This is a genomic window from Lysobacter brunescens (assembly GCF_042677005.1).
Classification (GTDB): Bacteria; Pseudomonadota; Gammaproteobacteria; order Xanthomonadales; family Xanthomonadaceae; genus Lysobacter_I; species Lysobacter_I brunescens.
In genome coordinates, this window is sequence record NZ_JBHTIF010000001.1 from 2404091 (window position 1) to 2418280 (window position 14190).

Here is a 14190-nt window from a genome sequence, read left to right on the forward strand (position 1 = left end):
CGACCCGCACGACCGCTGGGTACGCGGTATGCGCACCGCGTGGAGAGACCTCCACGCGGCCCGCGCACGAGACAGCCCTTCATCTGTTCCGGGCGGACATGACAATCGCGCATGAGCCCATTCAGGGGCTTGCCAGCATCCCGGGGCCGGGTTACGGTGAGCCAATGACCTGCCGTCTCGCCCGCCTCAATAATCGCCTGAACAACCGCAATAACAATTGCGGCGAATCCGTGCGCGCGAGGCGAAACGGCGACCAGGCATAAGATCCAGCAACACCGCCCAGTCCCCGAAACCCGCGCCGAAAGCGCGGGTTTCGCGCTTTCGGCTCCCGCAAAACCCCAAGGAGCCTTCGTCATGTGTTCGATTCTCGGTGTGTTCGACCTGCGCCCCGGCGCCGATCTCGGCCCTCTCCGACCGCTTGCCCTCTCTCTCTCCGCGCGACAGCGCCATCGCGGCCCCGACTGGTCCGGCGTGCATGTCGAACCCCGCGCGCTGCTGGTCCACGAGCGCCTGGCCATCGTCGATCCCAACGGCGGTGCGCAACCGCTGCATTCCGAGGATGGCGACCTCACCCTCGCCGTGAACGGCGAGATCTACAACCATCGCCTGCTCGAAGGCGCGCTGCGCAAGCCCTACGCGTTCCAGACCGGCTCCGATTGCGAAGTGATCAACGCGCTCTACCGTGACGGTGGCGATGTCGGCACCTGGCTCGATCGACTCAACGGCATCTTCGCCTTCGCGCTGTGGGATCGCGCCGCCGGTCGCTTCATCATCGCCCGCGACCACATGGGCATCTGTCCGCTGTACTGGGGCCACGACGCCGATGGTCGTGTGTGGGTCGCGTCGGAGATGAAGGCGCTGGTCCGTGTCTGCGACGATGTCGCGCAGTTCCCGCCGGGCCACTATTTCGACAGTGCCGACGGCCAACTGCATCGCTACTACGAACGCGCCTGGCGCGACTACGAAGCGACCGAAGGCGTGCAGGTGTCCGGACGCGAGCTGCGCGCCGCGTTCGAGGCGGCGGTGCATCGCCAGTTGATGAGCGACGTGCCCTACGGCGTGCTGCTGTCGGGTGGGCTGGATTCCTCGCTGGTCGCAGCCTGTGCCGAGCGCTTCGCACGTCGGCGCATCGAGGACGGCGACGAATCCGAAGCGTGGTGGCCGCGCCTGCATTCCTTCGCCATCGGCCTGAAGGGCTCGCCGGACCTGGCCGCCGCCGAGATCGCCGCGAAAGCATTGGGCACGGTGCATCACGGCTTCACCTATACCTTCGAGGAAGGCCTGGACGCGCTGCCCGAGGTGATCCGCCACATCGAGACCTACGACGTCACCACGATCCGTGCGTCGACGCCGATGTACCTGCTCGCGCGGCGGATCAAGGCGATGGGCGTGAAGATGGTGCTGTCGGGCGAGGGCAGCGACGAGGTCTTCGGCGGTTATCTCTACTTCCACAAGGCGCCGAACGCACGCGAGTTCCACGCCGAGACCATCCGCAAGCTCGATGCGCTGTACAACTACGACTGCCTGCGCGCGAACAAGTCGATGATGGCCTGGGGCGTCGAAGCGCGCGTGCCGTTCCTCGACACCGAGTTCCTCGACGTGGCGATGCGCATGGATGCGCAGGCGAAGATGGCCGGCGGCGGGAAGATCGAGAAGGCCGTGCTGCGCGAGGCCTTCGAGGGCGTGCTGCCGGACGAGATCCTGTGGCGGCAGAAGGAACAGTTCAGCGACGGTGTCGGCTACGGCTGGATCGACGGGCTCAAGGCGCACGCCGAAGCCAACGTCAGCGACGAGGAATTCGCGCAGGCCGAGCAGCGCTTCCCGATCAACCCGCCGCAGACCAAGGAAGCGTATTTCTATCGCCGGATCTTCGAGCAGCATTTCCCGGGCGATGGCTGCGCGAAGACCGTGCCGGGCGGCAAGTCGATCGCCTGCTCCTCGCCCGCCGCGATCGCCTGGGACGAAGCCTTCGCCAAGGCAGCCGACCCATCGGGCCGCGCGGTGGCGGGGGTGCACCAGGCGGCGTTGCCGGCGTGATCTGATCGCGTTTGCCGTTCTCCTTCCCCCGCATCGCGGGGGAAGGTCGGGATGGGGGCTCGCGCGTTGCAATGCGCCCCCACCCCAGCCCTCCCCCGCAGGCGGGGGAGGGAGCACATGCGCTCGAAGTGACGTTATTGCGTCTTTGGCTTGAAGGTCAGCGTGTACTTCGTCTTGCCGGGCAGGAACGGCGTCGGCCGGCCCTTGACCCAGTCGTCGTGGCCGGCGCCCCAGAACGGCGACAGCGGGTGGCCGCTCTGGCCGCCGGGCATGTGGGTGATGCCGTCGGCTTCGCGACCGGGCGAGACCACCATGCGCTCGGATGCGCCGAAGCTCGGGCCGACCACGCGCGGCATGCCGCCGTCGCCGGGCACCTGGTCGGGCGGCATGCACAGCGCGCGCTTGCCGATCACCGGGATCGCGCCGGCCAGCGGATGGCAGATCGCCATCGTGTTGCGTTCGCCCCAGGTGCGCTGGTGCAGCGGGCCGGTCTTTTCCAGTTCGCTCGCGACTTCCTTCGCGGCATCCTCGAACAGCGCGTCCCAGCTGTCGAAGCGGCGCGAGAGCAGGTGCATCGGCCGCTGCGTCACCATCGGCCAGGCCACGCCTTCGAGCTGGGTGAAGGCGGGCATCTCGAAGTCCTTGTCGAGCTTCGCGCGCGCCGGTGCGGTCAGGCCGTCGGCGATGCGCGCGAGCACGGCCAGACGCCAGGCGCGCACGATGCGGTAGCTGACCGAATCGACGCTGGCGCGGCCTTCCCACTCTTTCGAGGCCTCGGCGAGTTTCGCCAGCGAGGGCGTCTTCGCCGATGTCGCAGTGTCGCGCAGCAGCGACCACCACGGTGCGAGGAACAGCGCGCGATCGTCGAGCTGGATCGCGAGCAGGTCGCGTTCGTCGATCTTCTCGCGCGCCAGCAGGCCATCACGGATCTGCCGCGCGCGTGCGCCGAGCGCATAGCCGCCGTCGCCGACGGTCGCCAGGATCTCGCCGTCGGTGGTGCGGTTGTTAGCGGTCCACAGCCGACCGTTCGCGGGATCGACGACGCGCGGCGAGCGGTCGGTGACGATGGTCCAGGGTGCGCAGGCGACATCCGCTGCCATCGGCACGCGGCCGGTACAGGTGGCATCGCGCTGCGCCAGCGGGCCGATCAGGCGCCAGGCGATGCGGCCCTTCGCGTCGCCGATCAGCAGGTTCTGCGTCGGCACGGCGGCCTGGTCGGCGAGCGCCAGCGCGTGGTCGAGATCGCGGGCCAGCGGAAACTGGCTCAGTCCGTAGCCCAGCGCGCCGCGCACATGGCCGTTCCAGCGCAGCGAGAACATGCGGTTACCGTCGCGATGCAGCACCGGGCCCCACGCGGTTTCCTCGATCTCGTGCACGACGGGTGCGCCACCGGCGACGCGGATGGTCTCGCGATGCACCGTCGGCTTCGTGCAGCCGACGACCGCGCTGCCGGCCGGGCAGGCGGTTTCGATGCGCCAGTCCGCCGTGTCGGCGTAGCTGTTGGTGAAGCCCCAGGCGACATGTGTATTGCTGCCGACCACCACCACCGGCAGGCCGGGCAGGGTGAAGCCGGTGACATCGACCTTGCCGCCGGGGGCGCGCGCGTCGGGATAGCGCAGTCGCGCGCGGAACCAGATGCCCGGCGCGCGCAGGCCCAGGTGCATGTCGTCGGCGACGATGGCGCGGCCGTCCTTCGTCACCGTGCCGGCGACGGCGAAATTGTTGCTGCCGGGCACGATGTCGTCGGGCGCGAACGTGCCGTGGTCGCCGGTGGGCGCCGGCAGGGCGCGCAGGTTCACTTCATCGGGACCGGGCAGGCGCGCATCGCCGCGCGCTTCGCCCATCAGCGGTGCGTCCCATCGGCTGCCGTCGGTGCGCAGCAACGCGTACAGCGCCGGCGGCAGGTGCGGCTGCATCCGCCACATCGCCAGTTCGTTGCGATTGCTCGCGTCCTGCAGGTCGAAATACATCGCGTGCCCGGTGACCGCCGAATCCGGCAGGGTCCACGGGCGCGGCTGCTGGCGCAGCAGCAGGTAGGGCCACGGTCTCACGTCGAGCGCGGCGAGCCCGGCGTTCACCCCATCGACGTAGGCCTGCGCCTGCGGGCGCGTGCCGTCGAGGATGTCGTCGAGGTTCGCTTCGACGCGGGCGCGGATGCGGTGCGCGCGCTGGCGCTTGTCGGTGTCGATCGCGATCGCGCCGAACAGTTCGGACAGTTCGCCGGCGGACATGCGCCGCATCAGGTCCATCTCGAAATAGCGTTCCTGCGCATGCACGTAGCCGAGCGCGCGCAGGGCGTCGGTTTCGTTGGCGGCGTCGATGGTCACGGTGCCGTTGGCGTCGCGCTGCACGGTCACCGGCGCGGACAGTCCCGTCAGCGCGAGTTCGCCGTCGAGTTCTGGCAGGCTGCCGCGCACCAGCCACCAGCCAGTGCCGACGGCGAGGAGAAGCAGCGCCAGCACGCCGAGCACGATCCGTTTGAGCCACTTCTTCATCGACGACGTCCTGTGGTGAGCTGTGTTGCGTGGTGCGGCATCCGCCGCGAAGCGATCTCAGCCAGATGCGCGCACGAGTCGGAACGCGCAGGTCTCCAGCGCGGTCACGCCTTCGGCCTGGAAGCCCGGCTGGTCGGCGAGGATGTCCTGGCGTTCCAGCAGGTCGACGTGCCAGCGCGTGGCGAAGCGCGTACGGACTTCGGCCTCGGTCACCGGAAACGGCGGGCCTTCCTTTTCGTGCTCGGGATACTCGAGCGTGACCAGCAGGCCACGACAGTGCGCGGGCAGGGCGCCGTAGAGTTCGTCGACATAGCGCGTGCGCAGGTCGGGCGGCAGCGCGATCATCGCGGCGCGGTCGAACACGGCGGCGCAATCGGCCAGCGCGTCCGCATCCAGCGCGAAGGCGTCGCCGCAGATCAGTTCGATGCCGCCGGCGCGATGGTGGCGGCCGTAGCGGGTCTCGAACACCTCGGGCGCGAGGCCGTGTTCGGCGAAGAACTGCTCGACGGCGAGCGGCGACAGCTCCACGCCCAGCACGCGATGCCCGCGCGACGCCAGCCAGACCATGTCCAGCGACTTGCCCGCCAGCGGCACGAACACTGTGCAGCCTTCAGGCGCGCCGACCGCGTCCCAGTGCGCCTGCAGCAGCGGCGTGACCTCGGCCTGGTGGAAGCCGATGCGGTTGTCGTGCCAACGCTGGTGCCAGAAGTCGGGGTTCATGGGGTCTCAGGTGTTTGGCAGTCTTTGCGTCCAGACTGCAAGTCTGTTTCTTGGGCCAAAGAGTGAATGGTCGCGGATCGTGCAGTCCGCTGCGATGTCATCGATGGATGCACTGAAATCGCAATCGCATCCGAAGGGCGGTGACGAAAATGATCCGTTGATTGCGCTGATGCGCAATTGACTGGCCTGTGCGTCTACCCATGCGTAGAAAAGAAAACCATGTGGGTGCTCCGAAAGATCCAGAAGTCCTGCGTAGTAGTGGAACGCTGCTTGCAGGACATCGCGAAACGAATCCCGATTCTCCTCGTCTGCGAAAGGAGCGCACAAGGGGATCATGGCCATGTTCGTCAAGGCCTGTGAGTTGATTTCCGACGTCAAGTCCAGTGCAGGCACATCTTCGGCGACTTCATCAATCACGAATCGCGAGCAGAATGACACTGCCGGGGAACTGCCGTCAGGAAACAGATTCACTCCACCCCCAGCGCCTCGACCTTCTGCCAGCCACGCGGCAGCAGGCCGCCTCGGCTGCCGCGCGGGCCGATGTAGGGGTCGAGTTCCTTGAACGACAGCGACATCGTGCGTGCGCCGGATTTCACGGTGAGCGTGCCGCCCGGCGGGACCACGGCGATCGACACGACTTTTTCGGTGCCGCGCTTGGCCTTGGGGATTTCGATGATCTTGTTGCCCTTGCCCTTGTCGAGTTCCGGCAGTTCGCTCAGCGGGAAGGCGAGCAGGTGGCCGGCGCTGGTGACGGCGACGATCCGGTCGGCATCGACATTCGCGGTGAACGCCGGGGTCAGCACGGTCGCGCCTTCGCTGAGCGAGAGCATCGCCTTGCCGGCCTTGTTGCGCCCGGTGAGGTTCTCGAACTTCGTGACGAAGCCGTAGCCGTGCGACGAGGCGAGCACGAAGCGGTCGTCGTTGCCACCGGTTGCCATGGTCTGAAAGCCGGCGCCGGCCGGCGGCGAGAAGCGCCCGGTCAGCGGTTCGCCGTTGCCGCGGGCACTGGGCAGGGTATGCGTCAGTGCCGAATAGCTGCGCCCGGTGGCGTCGAAGAACGCGACCTGCAGCGTGCTGCGGCCGCGCACCGCGCACAGCAGGCCGTCGCCATCGCGATAGCTCAGCGCTGCGGCATCGACATCATGGCCCTTCGCCGCGCGGATCCAGCCCTTTTCGCTCAGCACGATCGTCATCGGTTCGCTGGCGACCAGCTCGGTCTCGTCGATCGCCTGCGCGGCCTCGCGTGCGACCAGTGGCGACATGCGCGCGTCGCCGAACTTCTTCGCGTCGGCCAGCAGTTCGTCCTTGATGAGCTTGCGCAGCTTGGCCTTGCTGTCCAGGATGCCCGACAGCTTCTCGCGCTCCTTCTCCAGCTCGGCCTGCTCGCCGCGGATCTTCATCTCCTCCAGGCGGGCGAGCTGCTTGAGCTTGGTGTCGAGGATGTAGTCGGCCTGGTCCTCACTCAGCGCGAAGCGCGCCATCAGCACGTCCTTCGGCTCGTCCTCGGTGCGGATGATGCGGATGACTTCGTCGAGGTTGAGGAAGGCGACCAGCAGGCCCGCCAGCAGGTGCAGGCGGCGGTCGACCTTCTCCAGCCGATGCTTGAGCCGGCGGGTGACGGTGTCGGCACGGAAGGCCAGCCATTCCGACAGCAGCATCTTCAGGTTCTTCACCTGCGGGCGGCCGTCGAGCCCGATCACGTTCATGTTGACGCGGTAGCTCTTCTCCAGGTCGGTGGTGGCGAAGAGATGGCCCATCAGCTGTTCGGCGTCAACGCGGTTGCTGCGCGGGATCAGCACGATGCGCGTCGGGTTGGCGTGGTCGGACTCGTCGCGGATGTCCTCCAGCCACGGCAGCTTCTTCGCGCGCATCTGCTGCGCGATCTGCTCGATCACCTTGCTCGGGCTGACCTGGTAGGGCAGCGCGGTGACCACGATGTTCGCCTGCTCGCGGACATATGTGCCGCGGGCGCGCACGCTGCCGTGGCCGGTCTCGTACAGCGACAGCAGGTCGGCGGTCGGGGTGATGATCTCGGCGGTGGTCGGGTAGTCCGGGCCGCGCACGTGTTCGCACAGGTCGCGCACGGTGGCATCGGGATCGTCGAGCAGGCGCACGCAGGCGCTGACGATCTCGTTGAGGTTATGCGGCGGCACGTCGGTGGCCATGCCGACCGCGATGCCGGTGGTGCCGTTGAGCAGCAGGTGCGGCAGGCGCGCCGGCAGCCAGGTCGGTTCCTCCAGCGTGCCATCGAAGTTCGGCGTCCAGTCCACGGTGCCGTGGCCGATCTCGCCCAGCAGCACTTCGGCGATCGGGGTCAGCTTGGATTCGGTATAGCGCATCGCCGCGAACGACTTCGGGTCATCGCTCGAACCGAAGTTGCCCTGGCCATCGATCAGCGGATAGCGGTACGAGAACGGCTGCGCCATCAGCACCAGGGCCTCGTAGCAGGCGCTGTCGCCGTGCGGGTGATACTTGCCGATCACGTCGCCGACGGTGCGCGCGGACTTCTTCGGCTTGGCCGCGGCGTTCAGGCCGAGCTCGCTCATCGAATAGATGATCCGCCGCTGCACCGGCTTCAGACCATCGCCGAGGAAGGGCAGGGCGCGGTCCAGGACCACGTACATCGAGTAGTCGAGATAGGCGCGTTCGGCGTATTCGCGCAGGGGGATCTGTTCGAACCCGTGGAAGGCGGGGCGGAGCGTGTCGGACATCTTGGAACCCGGGGAAGCGTGAGGGTCGATTCTACCCGGAGCGGGTCACCGGTCGCCGGTAGCGAACGAGTCCCGGGAAGACGATCCGTCGCTGCGGTTGCAGGGGGTCGAGATGGTGCGCGTGAGCCGGGCGCGTGATGGCTGAAGCCAAGGCTCGATCGGGGTGGGCGCCGTTGCCCGGGCGAGTAAAACCCCCAGCTTTCGCCGGGTCTCGCACTGGATCCTGGGCAACAAAAAAACCGCCTTCGCGGGGTGTCGTGCTGGATTGAAGCAATAAAAAAACCCCGCTTTCGCGGGGTTTTCTTTCCGATCTTGGTGCCCAGGAGAGGACTCGAACCTCCACGGTTTTACCCGCTAGTACCTGAAACTAGTGCGTCTACCAATTCCGCCACCTGGGCATCGGGGCGCGTATGTTGCGTCGCGGCGGGGGTGATGTCAACGGTTGATTTCGAAAAAATTTTCGGTTCCGCCGGGCACCCGTGTCCGCCCGGCGGTCGCTCCGGACGGTTCCGATCCCCGCCTGGGCACGTATACTGGCTGTCAATGTCTAAAAACACCAAGAAGAGCAAGGGCCCTCGTGCCACGCGCGCCGCAAGCGGCGCATCCATTCCATCTGCCGATGCCGCTTCCCGGGGCTCCTCGCGCAACGTCGCGAAGGCCGTGTCAGGCAAGCCCGGCAAGTCGGCCAAGCCCGACCGTTCCGCCGCCACGCCGGCCGCGACCGGTTCCCGTGGCAAGCCGAAGAAGACCGCCCCGTGGATGCCCGATCTGCCGCCGGCCAGGCCGGCCGCTCGCGGTGCATCCCGACCGGCCGCAGCGCCAGCGTCCCGCCCCTCCCGCGCGCCTGAATCCGCGCCGGTCCGTTTCCAGGATCCGCACGCCGCGCGCGAGGCCCAGCGCTACGCCGATCCGATCCCCAGTCGCGAGGCCATCCTCAAGCTGCTGGCCGAGGCCGATGGTCCGATGCTGGCCGAAGCGATCGCCGACGCTCTCGGGCTCGACACCTTCGAGCGCCGCGAGGCGCTGGGCAAGCGCCTCGGCGCCATGGTCCGCGACGGCCAGCTGTTGCAGAACCGCCGTGGCGGTTATGCCCCGGCCGAGCGCCTGGACCTGATTCCCGGCACGGTCATCGCCAATCGCGACGGCTTCGGCTTCCTGCGTCCCGATGGGGTGAGCGGCGACGACGTGTTCCTGCCGCCGATGGAGATGCGCAAGGTCATGCACGGCGACCGTGTGATGGTCAGCGTCACCGGGCTCGACCGTCGCGGCCGTCGCGAAGGCGCCATCGTCGAAGTGCTCGAACGGCGACTCACCCGCCTGATCGGTCGTTTCACGCTCGAAGCCGGCATCAGCTACGTCGTGCCAGACGACGCCCGCATCCAGCGTAACGTGCAGATTCCCGCCGATGCCCGCATGGATGCGCGCAACGGCCAGTTGGTCGTCTGCGAGATCGTCCATGCGCCCGACGCCTACCGCCCGCCGATCGGCCGCGTGCTGACCGTGCTCGGCGACAAGCTGACGCCGTCGCTGGTGGTCGAAGCCGCGATTCACGGCCACGACCTGCCGCACGAATTCCCGCCGCAGGTGATCGCCGAAGCCATGGCGGTACCGCTGGACGTGACCGCCGCCGACATCGAAGGCCGCGTCGACCTGCGCAAACTGCCGCTGGTCACCATCGACGGCGAGGACGCGAAGGATTTCGACGACGCGGTCTGGTGCGAACCGAACAAGTCCGGCTTCCGCCTGATCGTCGCCATCGCCGACGTGTCGCATTACGTGCGTCCCGGTGCGCCGCTCGACGACGAAGCTCAGCTGCGCGCGACCTCGGTGTATTTCCCGGGTTTCGTCGTGCCGATGCTGCCGGAGACCCTGTCGAACGGCATCTGCTCGCTCAACCCGAAGGTCGACCGCCTGTGCTTCGTCTGCGACATGCAGGTCGATTTCGACGGCGAGGTCACGAAGTCGAAATTCTACGAAGCCGTGATGCACTCGCATGCGCGCCTGACCTACACCCAGGTTTGGAACGCGGTGGGCGAGGGTGACGAAGAGGCGATCGCGAAAATCGGCTCGCTGATGCCGCAGGTCGAGCGCCTGCACCAGCTCTATCAGCTGCTGGCGAAGGCGCGCAAGGCGCGTGGCGCCATCGAGTTCGAATCCGGCGAGGTGCGTTTCGTGCTGGGTCCGCAGGGCGAGGTCGTGCAGGCCGGCATGCTCCAGCGCAACGACGCGCACAAGCTGATCGAGGAATGCATGATCGCGGCCAATGTCGAGGCTGCGCGTTATCTGCTGAAAAAGAAGGTCCCGGCGCCGTATCGCATCCACGAGAAGCCGCCGGAAAGCAAGTACGCCGATCTGCTCGAATTCCTGAAGGAGTTCAAGCTGCGGATGCCGGCCTGGGCCAAGGTCGAGCCGCGCGATTTCACCGCGCTGCTGACCAAGATCCGCGACCGTGCCGACGCCACGCTGCTGGAGTCTGTGCTGCTGCGCTCGCAGTCGCTGGCGGTGTATTCGCCGGACAATGTCGGCCATTTCGGCCTGGCGCTGGAGGCCTATGCGCATTTCACTTCGCCGATCCGCCGCTATCCCGACCTGCTGGTGCATCGCGCGATCAAGCATGCGCTGCTCGGCGGCAAGGCCGAGTCGTTCGCCTACTCGCAAGGCGCGATGGGCGCGCTGACGCTGCAGTGCTCCGAGCGCGAGCGTCGTGCCGACGAGGCCGAGCGCGAGGTCGACGAACGCTACCGTGCCGCGTGGATGGAAAAGCACATCGGCGGCGAGTTCGACGGCGTCATCAGCGGCGTCACCAGCTTCGGCCTGTTCGTCGAACTGGACGCCTCGAAGGTGAACGGTCTGGTCCACGTTACCCAGCTGCCGCATGACTTCTACCACTTCGACCCGATCCGCAAGACGCTCAGCGGCGAACGCGTCGGCCGCGTGTTCCGCCTCGGCGACCGCGTCAGCATCGTCGTGCTCAAGGCCAGCCTGGAAGAGCGCAAGATCGACTTCCGCCTCGCCGAGGAACGCGGTGTGAAACCACCGCCGCCGCGCGGGCAGCCGGCGAAGCGGGTAAAGCAGAAGTATTGATATAGGGTGCGCCTCGGCGCACCGGCTTTGAACGTCGATGCAATTCAAGCGGTGCGCCGAGGCGCACCCTATGATGCTGCGGCGATCGCCCCACGCCCGGCGATCAAGCCGCTGGCGAAGCAGGCGGTGAGCAGATAGCCGCCGGTGGGGGCTTCCCAATCGAGCATTTCCCCGGTGCAGAACACGCCGGGCATCGACTTCAATTGCAGCGAATCGTCGAGCGCTTCCAGACGCACGCCGCCGGCGGTGCTGATGGCTTCGGCGACCGGGCGCGTGGCGCGCAGGTGCAGCGGGCAGCGCTTGATCGTCGAGGCGATGCGCGTGGCGTCGCTCATCGCCTCGCGCGGCAGCATTTCGAAGACGAGCGCTGCCTTCGCGGCATCCAGACCGGTCTGGCGCTTGAGGTGATCGCCGATGCTGCGCTTGCCGCGCGGCGTCTGCAGGTCGCGAACCAGGCGCGCTTCGTCGCGACCCGGTGCGAGGTCGAGCCACAGTGTCGTTTCACCATCGCGGGCGATGCGTTCGCGCAGCATTGCCGACAGCGCGTAGATCAGGCTGCCTTCGACGCCGGTCGCGGTGAGCACGCATTCGCCCTGCAGCGATTGCGGTGCGCCAGCGTCGTCGGTCCAGTGCGCGACCACCGGTTTCAACGGCGCGCCGGCGTGTTTCTCCGCGAGCACGGCGCTCCAGCCGATGTCGAAGCCGCAGTTCGATGCGCGCAGCGGGGCGATGTCGATGCCGCGCGCGGCGAGCAGGTCCACCCACGTGCCGTCCGAGCCCAGTTCCGGCCAGCTCGCGCCGCCAAGGGCGAGCACGGTCGCGTCCGCGCGCACGATGCGCTCGCCGTCGGGCGTGGCGAAGCGCAGCGCGCCGTCGTCGGTCCAGCCCAGCCAGCGGTGCTGGACGTGGAAACGCACGCCGGCCTCGCGCAGGCGCCGCACCCAGCCGCGCAGCAGCGGCGCGGCCTTGCGGTCGTTCGGAAATACGCGGCCGGAGCTGCCGACGTAGGTCTCCACGCCCAGGCCGCGCGCCCAGTCGCGCAACGCCTCGCCGTCGAAGGCGTCGAGCCAGCGCGCAAGCTCGGCGGCGCGCTCGCCGTAGCGCGCATCGAAGGCCGGCCGCGCTTCGCCGTGGGTCAGGTTGAGCCCGCCCTTGCCGGCGATCAGGAACTTGCGGCCGACCGAGCCCTTGGCCTCGAACAGATCGACCTGCAGCCCGGCCGCGTTCGCCACCTCGGCCGCCATCAGCCCGGCGGGGCCGCCGCCGATGATCGCGATCCGGGTGGTTTCGGGAGCTGAGCTGGTCATGGGACGCGGTGGGCGTGGGTGGCGGAGCGGGCGCGGATCATAGCGCGATGCGGGCAAATCCCCGGAGGTCCGGGCACAATAGCGCCATGAGCAAATCATCCCAATGGATCGCCGGCATCAATGCGGTTGCCTCGGCGGTCGAACACGATGCGGACCACGTCCGCGAAGTCCTGATCGAAGCCGGTGCCAAGAACCCGCGCCTGACCGAGATCGAGGAAAACGCCCGCCGCAAGGATATCGACGTGCGCCGGGTCGCGACCAACGCGCTCGACGGCGTCGCCGGCGGCCTGCGCCACCAGGGCGTGGTCGCGCGCTACGCGGCCTCGAAGACCTACAACGAAGACGATCTGGCCGAACTGGTCGAGGCCGCCGCCGGCAAGGCCCTGCTGCTGGTGCTGGACGGCGTGCAGGACCCGCACAACCTCGGCGCCTGCCTGCGCAGCGCGGCCGCGGCGGGCGTCACCGCAGTGGTCATCCCCAAGGACAAGGCCGTGCAGGTGAATGCCACCGTGCGCAAGACCTCGGCCGGCGCCGCCGACAGCATCCCGGTGGTGCGCGTGACCAACCTCGCGCGTGCGATGCGCGACCTGCAGCAGATGGGCGTGTGGATCTACGGCCTCGCCGGCGAAGCCACCGCGTCGCTGTATTCGATCGACCTGCGCGGCAACGTCGCGCTGGCCCTGGGCGGCGAGGCCGACGGCCTGCGTCGCCTGACCCGCGAGCACTGCGACCAGCTCGTCACCATTCCGATGCCGGGCCTCGCGCATTCCCCGGGCGTGGAAAGCCTCAACGTCTCCGTTGCCAGCGGCGTGGCGCTGTTCGAGGCGGTGCGGCAGCGGCAGTGACCGGGGCGCTATCGATATGAGCCTGCACTGGTACGACCTCGTCGGCCTGCTCGGCACGGCGATTGTCGTCGGCAGCTATTTCATGCTGCAGAGCGGCCGGCTGTCGGGCACCAGCCTCATCTATCAATGGCTGAACATCGCCGGCTCCGGCTGCATCCTCGTCTCGCTGGCCGGCGGCTTCAACGTCGCCGTCGCCCTCCTGCAATGCACGTGGATCGCGATCAGCGTGTACGGGATCGTGCGGGGTGTGCGGGCGCGCAGGGAGCCGCAGTAGCCGATCTGAATGGGGGGCTTGTGTTTGATCCGACGGATGAATTTGGTGAGTTCTACACGCACTTCCGTATTCCGCGCAGCTTGGAATGGTGCGACCTCGAGACGCTGATGTTGTTTCCGTTGCGATGTGGCTTCGATTACACGCAGCAAACCCGTGTGCCCGAGTGCAACGCACTGGAGACTGATTGCGGAGGCGTATTGTTCGTTTGCGATGACGCAATGCGATTCCATGCAGGAATGCTTCCGCTGGCTGAATTCCGATGTTCCTCTGCATTTGCCGGCGTCAGTCCACGCGCTTTCGATGAGCTCGGTACGGTGCTTGAAGTTGAGCCGGCACTCCATTCGCGCGACGGTTTCTTTCTGGAAGGTGTCTGGCAGCTCGACCGAAAGTTGGCGCGTAGTCTGGCTCGGTTGCCTGAGTGCGAGTGGGAGAGGGTTGTCGCCAGATGGCATGAAACGATCATGTCGATCTATCAGGAAGAGCCGGTCTGCGTGCGATATGGCGGTTGGCTGGGTCGCAGATGGGGAGAATATTGGCGATACAACGAGGAATACGCACTGGATGGAATGACTTCGGACAGGCTCCTCGAAGTCCTCGGTGATCTGATCGAAGTGTGTCGCCAGCGGAAGGGGGCCGAAGTTGTCTGCATGGCCTTTTCGCGCTGATGTCCATGATCTGCAACCAATGATTGTCGCGTGGTTGCCAAGGCAGCGCTTG

At 67.3% G+C, this 14190-nt stretch carries 10 protein-coding genes and 1 tRNA gene; 5 read left to right on the top strand and 6 right to left on the bottom strand.

Features of this window, described 5'->3' with window-relative positions; translation table 11 throughout:
* Positions 1-354 precede the first annotated feature (354 nt).
* The gene (gene asnB / locus ACFQ0E_RS10590) at positions 355-2037 is read left to right on the top strand and encodes an asparagine synthase B (protein ID WP_386823614.1); all 1683 of its coding nucleotides are present in this window, start codon (positions 355-357) and stop codon (positions 2035-2037) included.
* Positions 2038-2171: 134 nt separating this feature from the next.
* On the opposite strand, the gene ACFQ0E_RS10595 is transcribed toward asnB, so the two are convergent.
* From ACFQ0E_RS10595 to ACFQ0E_RS10615, 5 genes are all read right to left on the bottom strand, one after another.
* Positions 2172-4532, bottom strand: a complete 2361-nt coding sequence (locus ACFQ0E_RS10595; RefSeq protein ID WP_386823615.1) for a penicillin acylase family protein — start codon at positions 4530-4532, stop codon at positions 2172-2174.
* A 57-nt stretch (positions 4533-4589) separates the two neighbouring features.
* Positions 4590-5252, bottom strand: coding sequence for a thiopurine S-methyltransferase (locus ACFQ0E_RS10600; protein ID WP_386823616.1), 663 nt, complete (start codon positions 5250-5252; stop codon positions 4590-4592).
* A 6-nt stretch (positions 5253-5258) separates the two neighbouring features.
* Positions 5259-5723, bottom strand: coding sequence for a hypothetical protein (locus ACFQ0E_RS10605; RefSeq protein WP_386823617.1), 465 nt, complete (start codon positions 5721-5723; stop codon positions 5259-5261).
* Entirely contained in the window at positions 5720-7963 is a 2244-nt protein-coding gene (gene parC, locus ACFQ0E_RS10610; RefSeq protein ID WP_386823618.1) for a DNA topoisomerase IV subunit A, read from the bottom strand. Before parC ends, ACFQ0E_RS10605 begins: the two co-directional genes overlap by 4 nt.
* A 313-nt stretch (positions 7964-8276) precedes the next feature.
* Positions 8277-8361, bottom strand: a tRNA-Leu gene (locus tag ACFQ0E_RS10615).
* A 145-nt stretch (positions 8362-8506) separates the two neighbouring features.
* Here ACFQ0E_RS10615 and rnr point away from each other — a divergent pair.
* Positions 8507-11047 carry a ribonuclease R gene (gene rnr / locus ACFQ0E_RS10620; RefSeq protein ID WP_386823619.1) on the top strand — a complete coding sequence of 847 codons (2541 nt, stop codon included), beginning with the start codon at positions 8507-8509 and terminating at the stop codon, positions 11045-11047.
* Between the two features lie 68 nt (positions 11048-11115).
* On the opposite strand, the gene ACFQ0E_RS10625 is transcribed toward rnr, so the two are convergent.
* The gene (locus ACFQ0E_RS10625) at positions 11116-12354 is read right to left on the bottom strand and encodes a TIGR03862 family flavoprotein (RefSeq protein WP_386823620.1); all 1239 of its coding nucleotides are present in this window, start codon (positions 12352-12354) and stop codon (positions 11116-11118) included.
* Positions 12355-12440: 86 nt separating this feature from the next.
* Between ACFQ0E_RS10625 and rlmB the strand changes: the two genes are divergently transcribed.
* Genes rlmB through ACFQ0E_RS10640 form a run of 3 tightly spaced genes read left to right on the top strand, consistent with a single transcriptional unit; the run spans position 12441 to position 14138 of the window.
* On the top strand, positions 12441-13199 hold the full coding sequence (gene rlmB / locus ACFQ0E_RS10630; RefSeq protein WP_386823621.1) for a 23S rRNA (guanosine(2251)-2'-O)-methyltransferase RlmB: 759 nt from the start codon (positions 12441-12443) through the stop codon (positions 13197-13199).
* Between the two features lie 16 nt (positions 13200-13215).
* Positions 13216-13473, top strand: a complete 258-nt coding sequence (locus ACFQ0E_RS10635; protein WP_386823622.1) for a CBU_0592 family membrane protein — start codon at positions 13216-13218, stop codon at positions 13471-13473.
* Positions 13410-14138: a hypothetical protein gene (locus ACFQ0E_RS10640; protein ID WP_386823623.1), complete on the top strand. Its 729-nt coding sequence runs from the start codon at positions 13410-13412 to the stop codon at positions 14136-14138. The genes ACFQ0E_RS10635 and ACFQ0E_RS10640 overlap by 64 nt, the downstream gene beginning before the upstream one ends.
* The last annotated feature ends 52 nt before the right edge of the window (positions 14139-14190 follow it).

Coding starts and splice junctions, on each gene's coding strand:
- asnB (WP_386823614.1), top strand. CDS start 355: ATGTGTTCGATTCTCGGTGTGTTCGACCTGCGCCCCGGCGCCGATCTC.
- ACFQ0E_RS10595 (WP_386823615.1), bottom strand. CDS start 4,532: ATGAAGAAGTGGCTCAAACGGATCGTGCTCGGCGTGCTGGCGCTGCTT.
- ACFQ0E_RS10600 (WP_386823616.1), bottom strand. CDS start 5,252: ATGAACCCCGACTTCTGGCACCAGCGTTGGCACGACAACCGCATCGGC.
- parC (WP_386823618.1), bottom strand. CDS start 7,963: ATGTCCGACACGCTCCGCCCCGCCTTCCACGGGTTCGAACAGATCCCC.
- rnr (WP_386823619.1), top strand. CDS start 8,507: ATGTCTAAAAACACCAAGAAGAGCAAGGGCCCTCGTGCCACGCGCGCC.
- ACFQ0E_RS10625 (WP_386823620.1), bottom strand. CDS start 12,354: ATGACCAGCTCAGCTCCCGAAACCACCCGGATCGCGATCATCGGCGGC.
- rlmB (WP_386823621.1), top strand. CDS start 12,441: ATGAGCAAATCATCCCAATGGATCGCCGGCATCAATGCGGTTGCCTCG.
- ACFQ0E_RS10635 (WP_386823622.1), top strand. CDS start 13,216: ATGAGCCTGCACTGGTACGACCTCGTCGGCCTGCTCGGCACGGCGATT.